Raw genomic sequence first — 15,637 nt, forward strand, 5'->3', positions numbered from 1 at the left:
TTTACGAGGCGCCTTCCTGATGCGAAAACGAGCAATCGCAGAGGAGCCACGTATGGCGATGGCGGGCCCGAGGGGCATGTGCAGGGCAATCTTCGTGGCCGGGTCCCTGGGGATCCTGGCTGGTTGCGGCAGCTACACGTCCGACTACGTGCCGCCGCAGGACGGGCGCGCGCGGGTCCTCTGGGACGACGATCGCGTCGTCGCCTCGCTCCCGGGCGAGAGCGGGGCCCCCGACTGCAGCCAGGCCATCCGGGAGCTCCCCGCCGACCCGGGGCAATATTCGACGTATTACGGCGGCTCGACGGGCGTCGTGTATTACCGCCCCTGGATCATCGTGCGCCGCGCGCCCGTCGTGATCGTGGGCTCGGGTGGCGTCGGCGGCACGCCGGGCACGATGACGCGGTCGGCGGCGACGCCCAGGGTCAGCGGCTCGAAGGGCGGCGGCTCCTCGGGCGGCAGCAGCGGCGGCTCCTCGGGCGGCGGGGGAGGGGGCGGCGATTGGGGCAAGGCGGCGGTCGTGCTCGCGGTCGTGGCGCTCTTGACGCTGCCGATCATCACGCTGAGCCTCGGTCTCAGCCGTCCGGAGCCCGAGCAGCAGGTCGCGAGCGCGATCGACGAGGTCAATGCGTACAACGACCTCGCGCGCCTGCCCGGATCCCCTTGCGCGGTCGATCCCGCGGAGGTGTCGCAATGAGCGCGCGACATGTAATGCTGGCCCTCGGGGTCTCGACGATCCTGCTCGCGGGATGCGGATCCGGCTTCTCCGCCGTCGAGCCGCGCGTGCTCGCCCCGCACGAGCTCACGCTCCGTTACGACAACGAGTTCCAGGTTCATTCGCCCCAGGGGGTCGTCGCGACCGGCGTGCGATATCGCGGGCTCGTCGAATACGTGGGGTGCGTGCCCGACGCCGAGCGGCACGCGCTCGCGGCCGAGAGCGCGGGCGACACGGCCGTGGGGCTCACGGTCGCGGGGCTCACCCTCGGCGTGGGTGGCGCGGCGGGCCTCGCCGGCCTCGCGTTCCAGGACAACCCCGAGCTCATGTGGGGGCTCATGCTCGGAGGCCTCGGCGCCGAGGTCCTCGGCCTCGTGCTCACGGGCGTCGGTCGAGCCACGAGGATCGACGCGCACGGCCACGCCGTCGACGCGATGAACTACTACAACGACGCCGTGGGCAGCCTCGGCGGTCGTTGTGGCCCGCGCGGCGCGGAGATGCCGCGGACGCAATACGTCGACGCCCCGGCCCCGCCGACCGGGCCGATTTACCCGGTGCCGGTGCAGCCGGGCGACGCGCCGCCCGTATTGCCACCCGTCCCGCCGGCCCCGGAGACCACGCCCGAGCAGCCCGCGGACCTGCCACCCGAGCGGATCATCCTCGACGATTGACGAGGGGCCGACCTACAGATCCATCTTGAGCAGCCGGCCCTCCGGCTTCGAGGCGTCGAGCAGCGGCTCCAGCAGCCAAGGTGCCTTCTGCATCTCCTTCGGCGGCGGCGCCGTCGTCGTGATGACGTACTGGAACGCGGGCGACCCGTCCGCGCTCTCCTCGAGGCGCCGCGCGTACAGGAACAGCCGCTCGTAGATGCGCCCGTCCATGTCCGCCTCGCGAGGGCCGTCGTGCACCAGCATGCCCGGGAGCTGCCCGTACCCGTCCACCGAGAGCTTCATCGCCGCCAGGTCGAACGCGAGCAGCTTGATCGTCTGCATGGCCGCGCCGTCCCGCTCGCCGCGGTCCTCCACGCGTAGCTCGAGCCTGCGGCCCTTCACCTCCACGCGCGCCTCCACGTGATCCCCGAGCAGCGCGCGCACGACCTCCCGGAAGCGCTCCGAGAGCCGCGCCTGCGCCTCCTCCTGCTCGCGCCGCAGCGCCGCTTGCCGCTCCGACGAGGCCTTCACCTCGTCCGTCACCACCACGAGCCGGTCCGTGTTCTCGTCCGCCGCGCGCTCGGCCGCCGTCATGTAGCCGAAGAGCCGCTCGACCTCCTCGATCGCCGCGCGCTCCCGCGCGATGCGCTTCTCCTCCGCGGAGAGCGCGCTCCTCTGCCGCGTATGCTCGGCCGCCGCCTCCTTCTGCGCGGCCCGCGCCTCCGCGAGCGTACGCTTCGCCTCCATCACCGCCTCGGCGAGCGCCTTCTTCTCTTCCCGCGTGATCGGAGCCGCCCCCGCGTGTGACGCCGCGAGCGGACATCCCTTCGTGATCGCGACATCGAGCGGCACGCTACACACACCACTCGCCCGCACCGGCAGCTTCGCCGGCGCCTCCTCCGCCTCGCGCTTCTTCTCGCCTGTCCGCTTCGCCTCCTCGCGTCGCGCCTCCGCTTCGCGCAGCGCTTCGACCCGCACGCCGCACGCCTCGGCCGCTTGCCGCGTGGCTTCCTCGGCTTGCTCGACCAGGGCTGCTTGCGCCGCGAGTGCCTCCTCGGCGGCGGCGAGGCTCTGCTTGCGCCGCGACACCGTCTCGCGGAAACGCGCGGCGAAGAGCGGACCTGCGTCGTTCATGTCGTCGGGCATCTCGAGCAAGCGCGCGAGCCGCCGCCGATCCTCCGCGGCGCGATCGGCGAGCTTCGGCGACGTCTCCTCGAGCCTCTGCTTCTCCAGCGCGAGATCCTCGTAGCGTCGCTGCGCCTCGCTCTCCTCGTCGGACATGAGCGCGCAGAGCGCCCGCACCACCACGTGCCGGTCGTCCGTCACGAGCCGCGGGCTCTCCGACTCGCTCGACGGATCACGCCACTCCACGAGCCCCGCGAACCGCGCCTCCTGATCACGCGTCACCCACGGCAGCACGTGCTCCCATGCGATCGGCTCGCGCTCGTGCGGCAGCGCCTTCACCGGCACGGGCTCCATCACCACGCGCCGGATGTCGGCGAGGAACTCCTGGTAGCCGCCGCGACCACGCTCCGCGAGCGCCTCGCCGAGCGACATCCCGCGCACGGCGAACGGGTGCAGCCCGATGCCAAACGGACGCCCCACGAGCCAGCGCGCGTCACCGACGACGACCGTCGCCGCGACCCAGCCCTCGGGCAGCGCCTCGCGGATCTTCTCCTGCGCGCGCGCCGTGCCGAAACGTGTCTCGCCGAGCAGGTAGCGGATCATGCGGCAGAACGTGGTCTTGCCGGCCGTGTGCCCCGTGATCTGCCCGTCGCCGAGCCGGTTCTCGGCGCCCTCGGGCGCGGGCGGGGCCCAGAGCACGTTCAGGCCTTTGCGGAGCGTGATGTGCCGGATGATCGACGCCTCGGACGCGTCGTACTCCCGGAGCAGCCAGAGCTCGGCGATCCAGACGAGCGGCTCGACGCGGCTCTTCTTGACGGGCGCGGACGGAGGCGGCGGGGCGGGGGGCTCGAAACCTCCGAAGAGATCGAGCTGTTGCATGCGGCGCTTGGTCATGACTTCGATCGCGGGTGCGCGACGCTACCCCACGTCCTCGAGGCTGTCTCTCCGGAAAAACTGGGCCGATCGGCTAGTCCTTCAGCGCGAGCAAGGTCCGATCGAGCTCATCGGCCATCTTGGTGAGCTCCTGCACGGTCACCCCGAGCTCCTTGCTCGCCTTGATGTCGGACATGGCGCCGTCCTCGATGAGCAGCGCCGCGTACTGCTGCGTGAGCTTCGACGACCGCTGGAGCGTGCCGCGTAGATCGAGGGCGAGCTCGGGGTCGTTCATGAGCCCCTCGAGCGACGCGAGCACGCGCAGCGCGCGCACCTGATCCGGCGCGTCCTTGCTCTTGCCCGCGGTTTTTCCCTTTTTCCCCCACGAGAGGATGTCGTCGTCGTCGTCGTCGTCGTCCTCGCCGTCGAAGCCGGGCAGGCCCTTCTTGTCCTCGATGCGGGCGAGCATCTCCTCGACGGGGACGAGGGGCACGGCGTCCGGGAAGAGGAGCGCGCCTTCCCCGACGCGCGGCAGGAGGTAACGCAGGGTCGAGACGACGCCGCGGCACGGGCCGGCCTCAAGGTCGGCGACGTGCTCGAGGGTGATGACGGACTTGCAGGCGCGGTACCGCGCGAGCAGAGGCTTGGGGAGCGGGCGCTTGGCGAGCGCGTACGCGGCCTGGAGCTCGGCGACGGGCGGGACTTCGCCGCCGGCCACGACATCGGGGACGGTCTCGTCCTCGTCGATGCGCTCGACGTTCTCGTCGATGTACGCCTCGAGGTGACGCTCGTACTCGTCGGCGAGCGCGGAGATCGCGCGGGGCGAGAGGGGGCTGTAGAGGAACCAGGTGGCGCTCACGGAGCCGTCCCATACCACGTGGCGACGTTCGTGCGAGCGGAAGCGGGCGCGGAAGCACGAGGCGGCGGCGGCGCAGTTCTTGCGATGCCCCCGCGTCCCGCGTAGCCTGCGCGCGTGAAGACGGCGAACGGCGCGTTTGGCGGGTACGAGCTCCGGACCACGAACCCGGGCGCAGCGGTGGACTTTTATGCCGACGTGCTCGGGTCTCAGGTCGGGAACACGCCGGGCCTCGGCGTCTCGCCATTGCCGGAGCGCGCCGCGGCCCTGGGGGCGCCGGCGCATTGGCTCGGGCACATCGCCGTGGCGGACGTGGACGGGGCGGCGCGTCGGATCCTCGAACAGGGCGGCGAGCAACGCGGGCCAACACGAACCACGAGCGACGGCCAGGCCACGCGCGTGATCCTGCGGGACCCGTTTGGCGCGATCGTGGCGGTCGCCGCGGAACGGGACGAGCCGAGCGGCGCCGTCGCCTGGCACGAGCTCCACGTGCGGGACCACGCGCGTGCCTGGGCCCTGTACGGCGAGATGTTCGGCTGGAGGAAGACCGAGGCGCTGGATCTCGGTCCGGCGCTGGGCTCGTACGAGATGTTCTCGTTTGGCGAAGGTGGCCCGAGCGTGGGGGGCATGGTCAGCAGCGCGCGGATGCCCCAGGTCCACACGCACTGGCTCTTCTACTTCCGGGTCGACGACCTCGACGCGGCCCTCACCAGGGTCCGGGCGCGTGGTGGCAACGTCCTCGAGCCGAGGCGGCTGCCAAGCGGTGATCGTCTGGCCCCGTGCGAGGACCCGCAGGGCGCGGCGTTTGGCCTGTATTCGTCCGCGGCGCGTGCCTAGCGTCGTCCGCCCCCGCTGCCGCTGCTGCTTCCGCTCCCGCTCCCGGCTCCGTGGTGGTACAGCATCCCCATGCGCGTGATTTTCAGTCATCGAACGAGCCCGGCGGTCCTCATGACGATCGCGGCGCTCTTGCTCGCGGCCGCGCCTGCCTGCTCGCGCTCGCAGGAGCCCACCGGCGGCGGGGCCATCCCGACGGCGGCCCCGAGCGCGACGTACACGACACGCGGCAAGGTGCGCGCGATCGGGGAGAAGAAGGACAACATCACGATCGCCCACGAGGAGATCCCCGGGTACATGAAGGCGATGACGATGATGTTCGAGGTCGCCAAGCCCGACCTCCTCCGCGACGTGAAGATCGGCGACGAGGTGTCGTTCACGTTCTCGGATCGGGACGGGCGCCTGTTCGTCGAGTCGATCGCGCCGGCGCCTCCGAAGTAGCGGTCACATCTCGCTCACGGAAACGACCCGCACGGCGTCGTCGTCTTCCCCTCGGCCCACTCCGCGGCGAGTGGCCCGGCCACCTTCACGGTGAACGTCGCGCTCCCCTCGTTGTTGCGTGGCTCCGCGTCGTTCAGCCCCACCCACACGAGCCCCGGCGTGCGGGCCACGAGCCGCGCGCAGGGCGCGACGATCGCCCCCATCCGCGCGTCCCCGCCGCCGACCGCGGCGATGCCCGCTCCGTGGGGCGCCGATCGGAACGGCTCGTTGTCGAAGTTCGGATCGTGCGCCTCCTTCTCGAAATACCCGCGTGGATCGATCCACGCGCCGCGCCCCGTCCCGATCCGGTATTGCCCGCGCGCCGAGATCTCGACCACCTCCCCGGCGCGGATCGGCCTCATCGGCACGAGCGCGCCGCCCATCGCGGCGGTCACCGGCACCTCGACCGTCTCCATCGCCTCGGTGTAGGGCATCACGGCGAAATCCATTCGTGTCACGCCTCCGCCGCGCCTCGAGAACACGGGCTGCGTCGCTTGTGCTGCGAGCAGCTCCTGCCTCCCGAGCTTCACCCCGCCGATGACCTCCGCCCCGTCCCCGTCCCGATCCACCACGGCCAGCGTGATCCCCTCCGGCGGGATCGAATTCGTCGGGATCACGAATTCACCGTTGAACGTGGCCTGCATGGCGTCGTGCGCGGTCGGCGTCTGGTAATGGGCGGCGCTGCCCACGCCGAGCAGGACCACGAGATCGGGCAGGCGCGGATCGGCGTTTTGGGGCCTCGGACGGGGATCGACGGCGCAGAGGGACTCGGCGCCTTTGCCCGTGATCGGATCGGTCGTGGCCATCACGCGGCCGAGCATGCCGCACGCCGCGCCGTCGGTCGGCTGCGGCTCGATGTCGTCCCACGGCACCTGCGTGCCCGGGCGGAGCGGCGTGACCTCCACGGCGTCGACACGAAGGACGAGCCATGGCGGCTCCTTCCACGTGCTCGGGGTCCCGGGCTCTCCCATCGGCTCGGCGCAGGCCGCGGCGAAAAGGAGCACGAGCGAGGCGAATCCGATCCGGCGCATGCCCCACCGTACGCCAGAACGAGCGGGAAGGGTAGGGAACGCTTGATTACGGCCCGCAGAGCGCGGGGTTCGGCGCCGGCGGGAGCGGGAAGGCGTCCGTGGCCTCCTTCGCGAACTGGCACTGCAGATCCTCGGCCTTGCACCCGGCCTGGCTGATGCAATTGCCCTCGGCGTCCGTGCCCTGGCAGAGGCAGGAGGTGTCTCCCGCGGGGCAGATCTCGACGAGCTCCATCATGCCCATGTCCTCGTGGTTCAGCTTGTGGCAATGCAGCACGAACTGGCCCGAGAACTTGCGGAAGTTCGTCAGGATCTGCCGCGGCCCGTCCTCCGCCTGCACCCAGAACGTGTCACGCCAGTGCGGGAAGTTCGGCTCCTTGTTCGAATCGTTCGCGCAGACGAGGTACGGGTTGATGTGAATGTGGAACGGGTGCCCGTCGAACGCGCGGATCTCCCATTTTTCGGTCGTGTCCACCTCCATCACCCGGTCGCTGCGGTACCCCCAGGCGCGCCGATCGTCGAAGCGGCGGCAGCTTATGTTCGGCGCGGGGCAAATACACGTGGGCGCGTCGGGATCGACGCCGTGCATGTGGTCGCCCGGGTTGCACGAGCCGAGCTCGGACGGCTTCATCGGATCGGGTTCTTCTCCCGGCGTGGGGACGAGCAGCGCCACCTTTTGATGGATCTTCTCCACCGACTCGCAGCTCACCTCCTGCATTTGCCCGTCGACCTTGCCCACCCACGTCGTGGGGGGCGCGATCGCCGCGAGGGCCGACTCTGCCGGCATGTTCGTCTCCGTGGGCTCGCCATTTTCGGGATCCACGTCGAAGATCGCCACGACGCTCCCGAGCGGATCGGCCGGGCGCCGCCCCACGAGGCATAACGTCGTCTTCTCGGCCGGCATCTTCACGAGCGCCTCGATGCGATACCCCGGCGAGACCCACATCGTGTCGCTCACGTAAAACTGCGGCAGCGTGAGGCCGTCGCGCGCGATCTGCGTGATCTCCATCGGGCGGAGCACGTCGAACGTGCCGCACGTCGGGTCGTCCGAGGGGTGGATCTTCATCCCGAGCTCGTTCGGGGTGCCGGCGTGCACGATCCGGAGGCGCTCGACCTGGTTCGGCGAGGTCTTGATGTGCGGCCGGAGCTTTCCATTCACGAGCGTCGGCTTCGACTCGCTCTCCGCGCCCTCGAAATCGTTCGCCGAGAGCGTATCCTCGGTGCACGCCTCGCCGTCCGCGAGCGGCCGCGTCGTCTCCACGCCGATGGGCACGCCCCCGAGCACCAGGATGCGCTCCTTTGCGAGGGCGACGCCGGGGACCTCGTCGAGATCACCCTCGATGATCAGCGCGCCCGCGGCGCCGTTCGTCACCTGGACCGCCGTCGAGCCGTGGATATGCGGGTGATACCAGTTGAAGCCCGCGTGGTGGTGCCCGTCCTCGTCGAGGTCGAAGCGATATTGCGCCATCTCGCCGGGCGGGACCTCGTGGAGCACGTCGTCGCCGTGATATCGCGTATCCGGCCCGCAGCCGTTCCCCTCGCAGGGATCCCCCGCGACGGGCGTCGCGTAGTTGGGCTGGACGTGCAAGCCGTGCGCGTGCAGGTTCGTCAGGTTGAAATCGTGGCACGTGACCGCCGACGTGTTCGCCGCCCCCGCCACCAGGCGATAATCGGACCGCTCGAAATCGTTGTGCAGATCGACCCGCACCTTGCGATCGCTGCCCGCCGGCACGCGGATCGTCGGCCCCGGGATCGATCCATTGTAGGTCCGCAGGCAATACCGCTTCCCGCCGATCGTGACCTCGCTCGGCGCGAGGCGGAGCTCGTGGACCCCCTCTGCGTTCGGAATGGACTCCCGCGGATTCTCGAACACCTCCGGCGGCCCCGCCGGCGCCTCGGCTCCGTCCGAGCAACCGGCGAGCGCCGCGCCCAGCAATACAAGGATCCCGTACCTCATCATTCCCTCCACCCCCCGGAGATCCCTGTCTCCGGGGCGAACGAGGACGAGTGTACAGGGGCCACGCGCCGCTTGGTTGGCCAAAGCTGGGCCGTGGTTGGACGGGATCTGGACATCGAGGCGGAGCGGGCGCGGCCCTCTCGTTTTACCCCTTGATGGAAAATCGGGCCCACCGTGCCGGCGCCTCGAGCGCTCCTCCCTCCGCGCCCAGCTACCGATCGCGACACGAGAGCGTACATTTCGATCCACCGATGGCCCCACGATGGCGTCCATTTGACAGGAGGTTCTCGTATGAATATCAAATTTTCTCTCGTGCTCAGCGCGGCGCTGTCCATGCTCGCGCTCTCCGCCACCGCGTCCGCCGCCGCGCCCTGCACTGGAATCTGGCGACTGGATGCCAACAACCACCTTTTCGACCTCGTCCTCGTTCGGGCCGCCGGCAGCACCGATATCCAGGGGGGCTTCCTGCAACGTGACTCCGGCCGGACGGAAGGCGGGGTGATCGGGGCTTGCAATGGCGAGTCCATCACGTTCACGCGAGGCAACCAGCAGTACACCGGGATCGCAGACGGGAACAACTGGCGCGGCACCTTCGTCAGTCGCGGGGTCTCTTATTCCTGGAAAACCGCCGCCTTCATCGCTCCACAATGCTCGCAGTAAGCGCGCGGCACCTCGCGGCGCCACCGCTGTCCGACGGGAGCGGGCGACTGTTCACCGCGACGCGACCGCTGTCGGTCGTGACCCAACCGCTGCAGGTCGCGACACGACCGCTGTACCTCGCGAAGCGACCGCTGCAGCTCGCGAACCGACCTACCGCGAGAGCAACCCCTGACTCTCCAGCGCCGTGCGCACCGTCCCCGCGATCTCCACCGCGAGCGGACCTTCGCCGCGCACCCCGATCACGTCGAACCGGCTCGTCCTCGCCAGCTTGAGCGCGTTCTCCGCCGCCTCCGCCGCGCTCGCGACCTGCGCGCCCGGCTCGCCCTCCGGGATCAACGTCACGTCCGCGCGGTAGCCCCGATCCGCGTACGCCTCCCGCAGATAGTCCAGGCCGCCCGTGCGCACGTAGTCGAGCATCGGCCCCTCGAACGGGCCGATGAAGGGCACGTCCATCGAGAGCCCCTCGAACGCGCCGTCCAGGATCGCGTCGGCGATCTGCCGGTTCGCCGTCCCCGCGGCGAGCAGCGGATCCGTCGCCTTCACCGCGAAGATCCGCGCGCCTTGCCACTCGGCCACACGGAGCATCGCCGTGCACTGATCACGCACGACGTTCCGCACGTCCTCCGGCTCCACGTTCGGAGGGATCGGCCCGCCGTGCGCAGGGAACGAGACCAGCGCGACGATCTTCGCCCACGACTCCTTCGCCTGCTGGATCGCGCGCTTGATCGAACGCTCGTCGACGCCGGGGCCCCCGCAGGTGATGCTCGCCATCGTGGCGAACTTGTAGAGCTCCCGTGGTTCGTCCGGCCGATGGCCCACGGGGATGTTGAGGCTGACCGCGCGCATGAGGACGACCATCGTAACGCAGGGCGCCGCCGCCTGGATAGTCTCATCACGCGCCGCCACGCGAGCGCGCGCTTGACGCCGCCGGCCCGGCGTGGTTTCCGCGGCACATGCATCCGAGCGGCGCCCGCGCCCGTGCCCTCGTCCTCGGCGCGACAGGGCACATCGGACAGGCGATGGTGCGCGAGCTGCTCACGCACGGTTACCACGTCACCGCGGCCACACGCCGAAGAGGGCGTCCGCCCGCTTGACGAAACGTCGCGGGATGCGATTGCGTGGTACCGCTCGCAGCGCGGTTTTTCGAGGTCGGGGTGGGTGGATTCGCAACGAAGGAGATCGTCCCCATGGGTCGGGTAGAGGGCAAGGTCGCGCTCGTCACGGGCGCGACGGGCGGGATTGGCAGGGCAACGATGGAGAGGTTCGTGCGAGAAGGCGCGCGTGTATTCGCGTTCGCTCGCCAGGAAGCGCCGCTGCGCGACGCCGTGGCGCAGTACGGCGCCTCGGTCGCCTACGCGACGGGCGACGTGACCGAGGAGGCGGACGTGGCGCGCGCGGTCGCGTCGTGCCTGGAAGCATTCGGGCGGATCGACGTCGTGTTCGCCAATGCCGGCGTCGAGGGCGTGGTCAAGCCGCTCACGGACGTCACGGCGGAGGAGCTCGACGAGGTCTATCGCGTCAACGTGCGCGGGACGTTCTTCACGTTGAAGCACAGCGCTCCCCCGATGGTGAAGCAGGGCAAGGGCAGCATCATCGTCAACTCGTCGATCCTCGGGATCACGGGGATGGCCGGGCTCAGCGTCTATGCGATGAGCAAGCACGCGGTGACCGGGCTCATGCGCACGGCGGCGCTCGAGCTCGCGCCCCAGGGCGTGCGCGTGAACTCGATTCACCCGGCCCCGATCGACAACCGCATGATGCGCTCGATCGAGCGAATGGCGGCCCCGGACGCGCCGGACGCCGTGCGGGACAAGTTCACGAGCTTCATCCCGATGGGTCGTTATGGCACGAACGAGGAGATCGCGGATCTCGTGCTTTTCCTCGGGAGCGACGAGTCCTCGTTCTGCAGCGGCGCGACGTTCGCGGCCGACGGGGCGTTCGGCGCGTTCTGATGGTTTTCACGCCCCGGGCAGGGGACGAGAATGGTCACGCGGCCTCGGCGATCACCTCTTCCGGCGGGCCGAAGGCCGCGACGCGCCCCCTGTCGAGCACGAAGACGAGATCCGAGGACTCGCGCGCGACGGGCAGATCGTGCGTCACCACGATCTGCGTGACGCCCGTGCCGGCCACGCGGCGCAGCGTCCGGCCGACCTCGTGTTTCAGCGCCGGATCCAGCGCGCTCGTCGGCTCGTCGTACAGCAAGACCGAAGGCTCCATCGCGAGGGCGCGGGCGATCGCCACGCGTTGCTTCTGCCCGCCCGAGAGCGCCTCGGGGTAGGCCTTCGCCTTGTCCTCGATGCCGAGCTCCCGGAGCAGATCCTTCACCCGCGCCTCCGCGCGCGAGCGCGCCTCGCCCCGCACGACGCGCGGCGCGAGCGTGCAGTTGTCGAGCACCGAGAGGTGCGGGAAGAGCTCGAACGTCTGGAAGACGAGCCCGATCTTCCCGCCGAAGGAGCCGTGCTTCGCGCCCGCGCCGAAGGTCACGCCCGAGACCTCGATCGTCCCGCCGTCGAAGGGATCGAGCCCCGACAAACACCGCAGCAGCGTGGTTTTCCCCGCGCCGCTGCGGCCGAGGACGCTGGCGATCTTGCCCGTCGGCACCTCCATGCAGAGCCCCGCGAGCGCCGGCGCCGCGGCGCCGGGGTGTCGCTTGACCAGATCGGTGACGCAGATCGACATCGTTCCCTCCTTCAAGCGGAAGCCGGGCGCCGGACCTTGGATCCGAGCCGCTCCTCCACGCTGCGCGACAGGCGCGCGAACGGGAGGCTCAAGCCGAGGTAAAAGAGCGCCACCACGAGCCCGAGGCCGAGGTGATCTCGCATGGCGCTCGCGAGGCTCGTGTACGTCTTCGTGAGCTCGGTCAACGTGACGACCGAGATGAGCGAGCTGTCCTTCAGCAGCGCGATGAAATCGTTCGTCGTCGGCGGCAGCGCCACGCGGATCGCCTGCGGCAGCGCCACGTGCCGGAGCGCCTCGAGCTTCGAGAGCCCGAGCGTCCGCGCCGCATCCATCTGCCCCGCCGGCACGCTGCCGAGCCCGGCCCGGTAGTTCTCCGCCTCGGCCGCCGCGTAGTTCAGCCCGAGCGCGATCACGCCCGCGACGAAGGGCGAGAGCGTCACGCCGAGCTCGGGCAGGCCGAAGTACACCATCGTGAGCTGCACGAGCAGCGGCGTGCCGCGGAAGAGCTCGATGTACCCCACGGCGAGCCATCGCAGCGGCTTCGGCCCGTAGACCCGCGAGAGCGCGAGGACCATGCCGAGCGTGACGGCCACGGCCATCGCGAGGATCGAGACCACGAGCGAGAGGGCCGCGCCACGCGCGAAGAGGCCGAGCGTCTGCGGGTAACGCTCCGTCACGCGTGACCAGAAGGGCAGGGGTTTGCCCACGGCGGCGCGCCACGCGTCGTGCGCCTCGGCGACGGTCGTGGAGGGAGGCTTCGGTCCGCCGAGGAGCTTCTCCGTTGGCTCGTTCCACAGGCCCCAGCGCGCGTAGAGCGTGGCGAGCGTGCCGTCCTTCGCGAGCTCCTCGATCGCTCCGTTCACCGCGGCCCGCGTCTCCTCGTCTCCCTTCGGCACGCCCACGGCGTACGAGACTTCGCCGAACGAGCCGTCGACGACCTCGAGTTCGGGATCGATCGCCCCGTAGTAGAGCGTGATGGGATCGTCGAGCAGCACCGCGTCGGTGCGCCCGATCCGGAGGTCGTCGTAGATGTCGTTTTGCCCGCCGTCGTACGTCTTCACCTCGGCGCCCGCGCGCTCGGACAGACGCGCGGCGAGGGAGCCGGGCAAGGTGCCGACCTTTCGCGCGCGCAGGGCTTCGAGCGTGCGCGGCGCGGCGGCGTCGCCCTTGCGCACCGTGAGGCGCATGGGGGCGACGTAATAGGGGCGGGAGAGCTCCGCGATGCGCTTCTTCTCCTCGGCGACCTCGATCCCGTTGATGACCACGTCGAAATCGCCACGCGCGAGCAGCGCGAGCAGCCCGTCCCACGGCCCCTGCACGGGCCTCGCGCGCACGCCGAGCTTCTTCGCGAGCGCGGCGGCGAAGTCCACCTCGAAGCCGATGAGGTGGTTCGGATCCATCGGATCCTGGAAGACGTACGGCGCGCCTCCTTGCGAATCGTTGCCCCATCGCAGCTCGCCGCGCGCGCGGGCCTCGGCGACGGCGCTCCTCGCCGGCGCGGGATCCGTCGTGGGCTCCTCGGCGAGCGCCCTCGTCGGGGCTACGAGCGCGAGGAGCGGGAGCAAGAGAAGAAGCGCGACCACGAGGCGACGCTTGTGCATCTTTTTCTTCGAGCACCTCCTACCGGGAAGGATCCCGAACGAGCGCGAAGGATGCGGGACGGGCCGGACGAACGCAAGACCTTTGGCCGGTCTCACACCGAGGAGGGCACGACGAGCCGCTCGAGCGCCGCGCGGATCCGATCCGGGATCGGCGTGGGCTTGCGCGTGGCGCGATCCACGAAGACGTGGACGAAATATCCCTCCGCGGCCACGAGGGCCTCGCCGCGCGGGAAGAGGCCGATCTCGTACCGCACGCTGGAGCGGCCGAGCTTGCCCACGCGGAGCCCCGCGTCGATGTCCGTCGGGAACGACACCCCGCGCAGGTACCGACAATGCGACTCCGCCGCCACGCCGATCACGTCGCCGCGCTCGATGTCGAGCCCGCCTTCGCCGATGAGCCAGCGATTGATGACGGTGTCGAAATACGAGTAATACACGACGTTGTTGACGTGGCCGTAGATGTCGTTGTCCATCCACCGCGTGGGAATGACCAGGAAATGCGGGTAACCGTCGCGCGAGGCCGTTTCGCTCATGGCGAACTCATACACGAAACGGGCGCGGATGCGAGCCGGCTCGGCGCCGGGAGGTTCTCTGCGGCACATTGGCGCGCCGGGATCTCCATCGCCGTGAGGCCCGGCGCCTCCGCGCGGATCGATCCCGCGGAAAAACCTGTGCGTCGCGCGCTTTGTCCTTGAATTTCGGCCCGCCCCGCCGCTAGAACGTAGGAGCTCCAATGATCGGCGCACCCTCTTTCCCCCCCGGCGTCACCGGTGCCCGCCGCGCGAAGCGGCTGGGAGGGGCTCGTCGCTCGTCGCGCTCGTATTTGCATGGGTTCGGAGTGGGACATTGCACGTGATCGTTCAGATCGATGGTTTGACCGTTCGTTGTCCGGAGGACGAGGTCGAGCGGGTGCGCTCGCTCGTACGCGCAGCCGACGGGACCGGTGAGGTCCCCGCGAAGGTCCTCGTCCTTTTGTTCTCATGGCATCGGGAGCGCCACCGGACGACGTCCCTCACGACCGCGCTTGGCTGGCTCGGGGCCGAGATCGTCACGGAGGGTCCTGCCGGCTGATTGTCGCTGCGGGCAGAACAGTGTGTCTCTCCCGCGTGGGCTTTCACGAACGACGGAAAACGCGCATCCTTGGGAGGCGTCTTCGTCGAGTCCCACGCGAGGAGAGAGAGTCATGAGCGAACGAGAAGAGGGCCTCACGCGCCGCCAGGCGATGGTCGCGGGCCTCGCCGGAGCAGCCACGATCGCGGCGATTCCGGCCGCCCTCGGCGGCGCCGCCGATCCATCGGAGCGCGGGCGCCCCGAGGATCCGGTCCCGGGGCGCTTGCCCGTGGTGTTCTTGCCGCACGGCGGCGGGCCGTGGCCGTTCGTCGATGTGGGGATGCGCCCCGCGGAGCACGCGGAGCTCGCGGGGTACCTGCGCTCGATCCGGGAGCTCCCGAAGGCGCCCCCCCGAGCCTTGCTCGTGATCTCGGCGCACTGGGAGGAGCCGGTGCCGACGGTCATGACGGCCGAGCGGCCGCCGATGTATTACGATTATCACGGCTTCCCGCGGGAGTCGTACACGATTCAATGGCCAGCGCCCGGGGCCCCGGAGCTCGCGGCGCGCGTGCGCGAGCTGCTCGGCGCGGCGGGCTTCCCGACGGCGGCGGACCCGAAGCGGGGCTTCGATCACGGCACGTTCGTCCCGCTCATGCTCACGTACCCGGACGCGGACGTGAAGACGATCCAGCTCTCGTTGAAGCTCGGCCTCGACCCGTCAACGCACCTCGCGATGGGCCGCGCGCTCGCGCCGCTCCGGGACGAGGGGGTCTTCATCGTCGGCAGCGGGATGACGTACCACAACATGCGCGGCTTTCGGGATCCGAATGCGCGTCCGATCGCGGAGACGTTCGACGCGTGGCTTCGCGAGACGATGACGCTCGAAGCAAAGGCGCGGGACGAGCGGCTCATCGCGTGGGCAAACGCGCCCGCCGCGCGGCTCTCGCATCCAAGGGAGGAGCACCTGCTCCCGCTGATGGTGGTGGCCGGCGCAGCAGGGGCCGACCGGGGGACGACGGCCTACAATGGTTCGGCCTGGGGGATACGTTTGTCGGCCTATCACTTCGGGTGAGAAGGCGGCCATTTCGTCGATACGGAACCATTGTCATGCGCGCCCGTGCCGGAGGGCACG

The 15,637-nt window shown here is 70.0% G+C and carries 17 protein-coding genes; 9 read left to right on the plus strand and 8 right to left on the minus strand.

All coding sequences use genetic code 11. The features are described from left to right. Positions 1-19 precede the first annotated feature (19 nt). On the plus strand, positions 20-694 hold the full coding sequence (locus GF068_RS30075) for a hypothetical protein (RefSeq protein ID WP_153822935.1): 675 nt from the start codon (positions 20-22) through the stop codon (positions 692-694). After that, the gene (locus GF068_RS30080; protein WP_153822936.1) at positions 691-1,383 is read left to right on the plus strand and encodes a hypothetical protein; all 693 of its coding nucleotides are present in this window, start codon (positions 691-693) and stop codon (positions 1,381-1,383) included. The genes GF068_RS30075 and GF068_RS30080 overlap by 4 nt, the downstream gene beginning before the upstream one ends. 12 nt (positions 1,384-1,395) lie before the next feature. On the opposite strand, the gene GF068_RS30085 is transcribed toward GF068_RS30080, so the two are convergent. Together GF068_RS30085 and GF068_RS30090 are read right to left on the minus strand one after the other, a co-directional pair. Continuing rightward, complete coding sequence (locus GF068_RS30085; RefSeq protein WP_153822937.1) at positions 1,396-3,381, minus strand: hypothetical protein; 1,986 nt, start codon at positions 3,379-3,381, stop codon at positions 1,396-1,398. 73 nt (positions 3,382-3,454) lie between these two features. Next, a complete protein-coding gene (locus GF068_RS30090) occupies positions 3,455-4,219 on the minus strand; it encodes a hypothetical protein (protein ID WP_153822938.1) in 765 nt (254 codons plus the stop codon). Between the two features lie 114 nt (positions 4,220-4,333). Here GF068_RS30090 and GF068_RS47185 point away from each other — a divergent pair, with 114 nt between their 5' ends. Continuing rightward, positions 4,334-5,053, plus strand: a complete 720-nt coding sequence (locus GF068_RS47185; protein WP_153822939.1) for a VOC family protein — start codon at positions 4,334-4,336, stop codon at positions 5,051-5,053. A gap of 69 nt (positions 5,054-5,122) precedes the next feature. Continuing rightward, positions 5,123-5,491, plus strand: coding sequence for a copper-binding protein (locus GF068_RS30100; protein WP_153822940.1), 369 nt, complete (start codon positions 5,123-5,125; stop codon positions 5,489-5,491). Positions 5,492-5,505: 14 nt separating this feature from the next. Here GF068_RS30100 and GF068_RS30105 read toward each other — a convergent pair whose 3' ends face one another. Continuing rightward, the gene (locus GF068_RS30105) at positions 5,506-6,561 is read right to left on the minus strand and encodes a C2 domain-containing protein (RefSeq protein WP_153822941.1); all 1,056 of its coding nucleotides are present in this window, start codon (positions 6,559-6,561) and stop codon (positions 5,506-5,508) included. A 46-nt stretch (positions 6,562-6,607) separates the two neighbouring features. Next, complete coding sequence (locus GF068_RS30110; protein ID WP_153822942.1) at positions 6,608-8,515, minus strand: multicopper oxidase family protein; 1,908 nt, start codon at positions 8,513-8,515, stop codon at positions 6,608-6,610. Between the two features lie 291 nt (positions 8,516-8,806). Between GF068_RS30110 and GF068_RS30115 the strand changes: the two genes are divergently transcribed. Next, positions 8,807-9,175 (plus strand): hypothetical protein, encoded by a 369-nt coding sequence (locus GF068_RS30115; protein ID WP_153822943.1) that lies wholly within the window; start codon positions 8,807-8,809, stop codon positions 9,173-9,175. Between the two features lie 150 nt (positions 9,176-9,325). On the opposite strand, the gene GF068_RS30120 is transcribed toward GF068_RS30115, so the two are convergent. Then, on the minus strand, positions 9,326-10,021 hold the full coding sequence (locus tag GF068_RS30120) for a LamB/YcsF family protein (RefSeq protein ID WP_170319750.1): 696 nt from the start codon (positions 10,019-10,021) through the stop codon (positions 9,326-9,328). 107 nt (positions 10,022-10,128) lie between these two features. Here GF068_RS30120 and GF068_RS47435 point away from each other — a divergent pair, with 107 nt between their 5' ends. After that, a complete protein-coding gene (locus GF068_RS47435; protein ID WP_153822945.1) occupies positions 10,129-10,269 on the plus strand; it encodes an NAD-dependent epimerase/dehydratase family protein in 141 nt (46 codons plus the stop codon). Between the two features lie 93 nt (positions 10,270-10,362). After that, complete coding sequence (locus GF068_RS30130) at positions 10,363-11,127, plus strand: SDR family NAD(P)-dependent oxidoreductase (RefSeq protein WP_153822946.1); 765 nt, start codon at positions 10,363-10,365, stop codon at positions 11,125-11,127. 34 nt (positions 11,128-11,161) lie between these two features. Here the strand turns inward: GF068_RS30130 and GF068_RS30135 are convergent, their stop codons facing one another. The 3 genes from GF068_RS30135 to GF068_RS30145 form a co-directional block, all read right to left on the minus strand. Next, positions 11,162-11,854: an amino acid ABC transporter ATP-binding protein gene (locus GF068_RS30135; protein WP_153822947.1), complete on the minus strand. Its 693-nt coding sequence runs from the start codon at positions 11,852-11,854 to the stop codon at positions 11,162-11,164. Between the two features lie 11 nt (positions 11,855-11,865). After that, on the minus strand, positions 11,866-13,455 hold the full coding sequence (locus GF068_RS30140) for an ABC transporter substrate-binding protein/permease (protein ID WP_153822948.1): 1,590 nt from the start codon (positions 13,453-13,455) through the stop codon (positions 11,866-11,868). A gap of 92 nt (positions 13,456-13,547) precedes the next feature. After that, on the minus strand, positions 13,548-13,988 hold the full coding sequence (locus GF068_RS30145; protein WP_153822949.1) for an acyl-CoA thioesterase: 441 nt from the start codon (positions 13,986-13,988) through the stop codon (positions 13,548-13,550). Between the two features lie 313 nt (positions 13,989-14,301). Here GF068_RS30145 and GF068_RS30150 point away from each other — a divergent pair, with 313 nt between their 5' ends. Then, positions 14,302-14,526, plus strand: coding sequence for a hypothetical protein (locus tag GF068_RS30150; protein ID WP_153822950.1), 225 nt, complete (start codon positions 14,302-14,304; stop codon positions 14,524-14,526). 112 nt (positions 14,527-14,638) lie between these two features. Continuing rightward, positions 14,639-15,577 carry a DODA-type extradiol aromatic ring-opening family dioxygenase gene (locus tag GF068_RS30155; RefSeq protein ID WP_240807596.1) on the plus strand — a complete coding sequence of 313 codons (939 nt, stop codon included), beginning with the start codon at positions 14,639-14,641 and terminating at the stop codon, positions 15,575-15,577. Positions 15,578-15,637 lie beyond the last annotated feature (60 nt).

Origin of the sequence: Polyangium spumosum, from assembly GCF_009649845.1 — a bacterium.
Taxonomy (GTDB): domain Bacteria; phylum Myxococcota_A; class Polyangia; order Polyangiales; family Polyangiaceae; genus Polyangium; species Polyangium spumosum.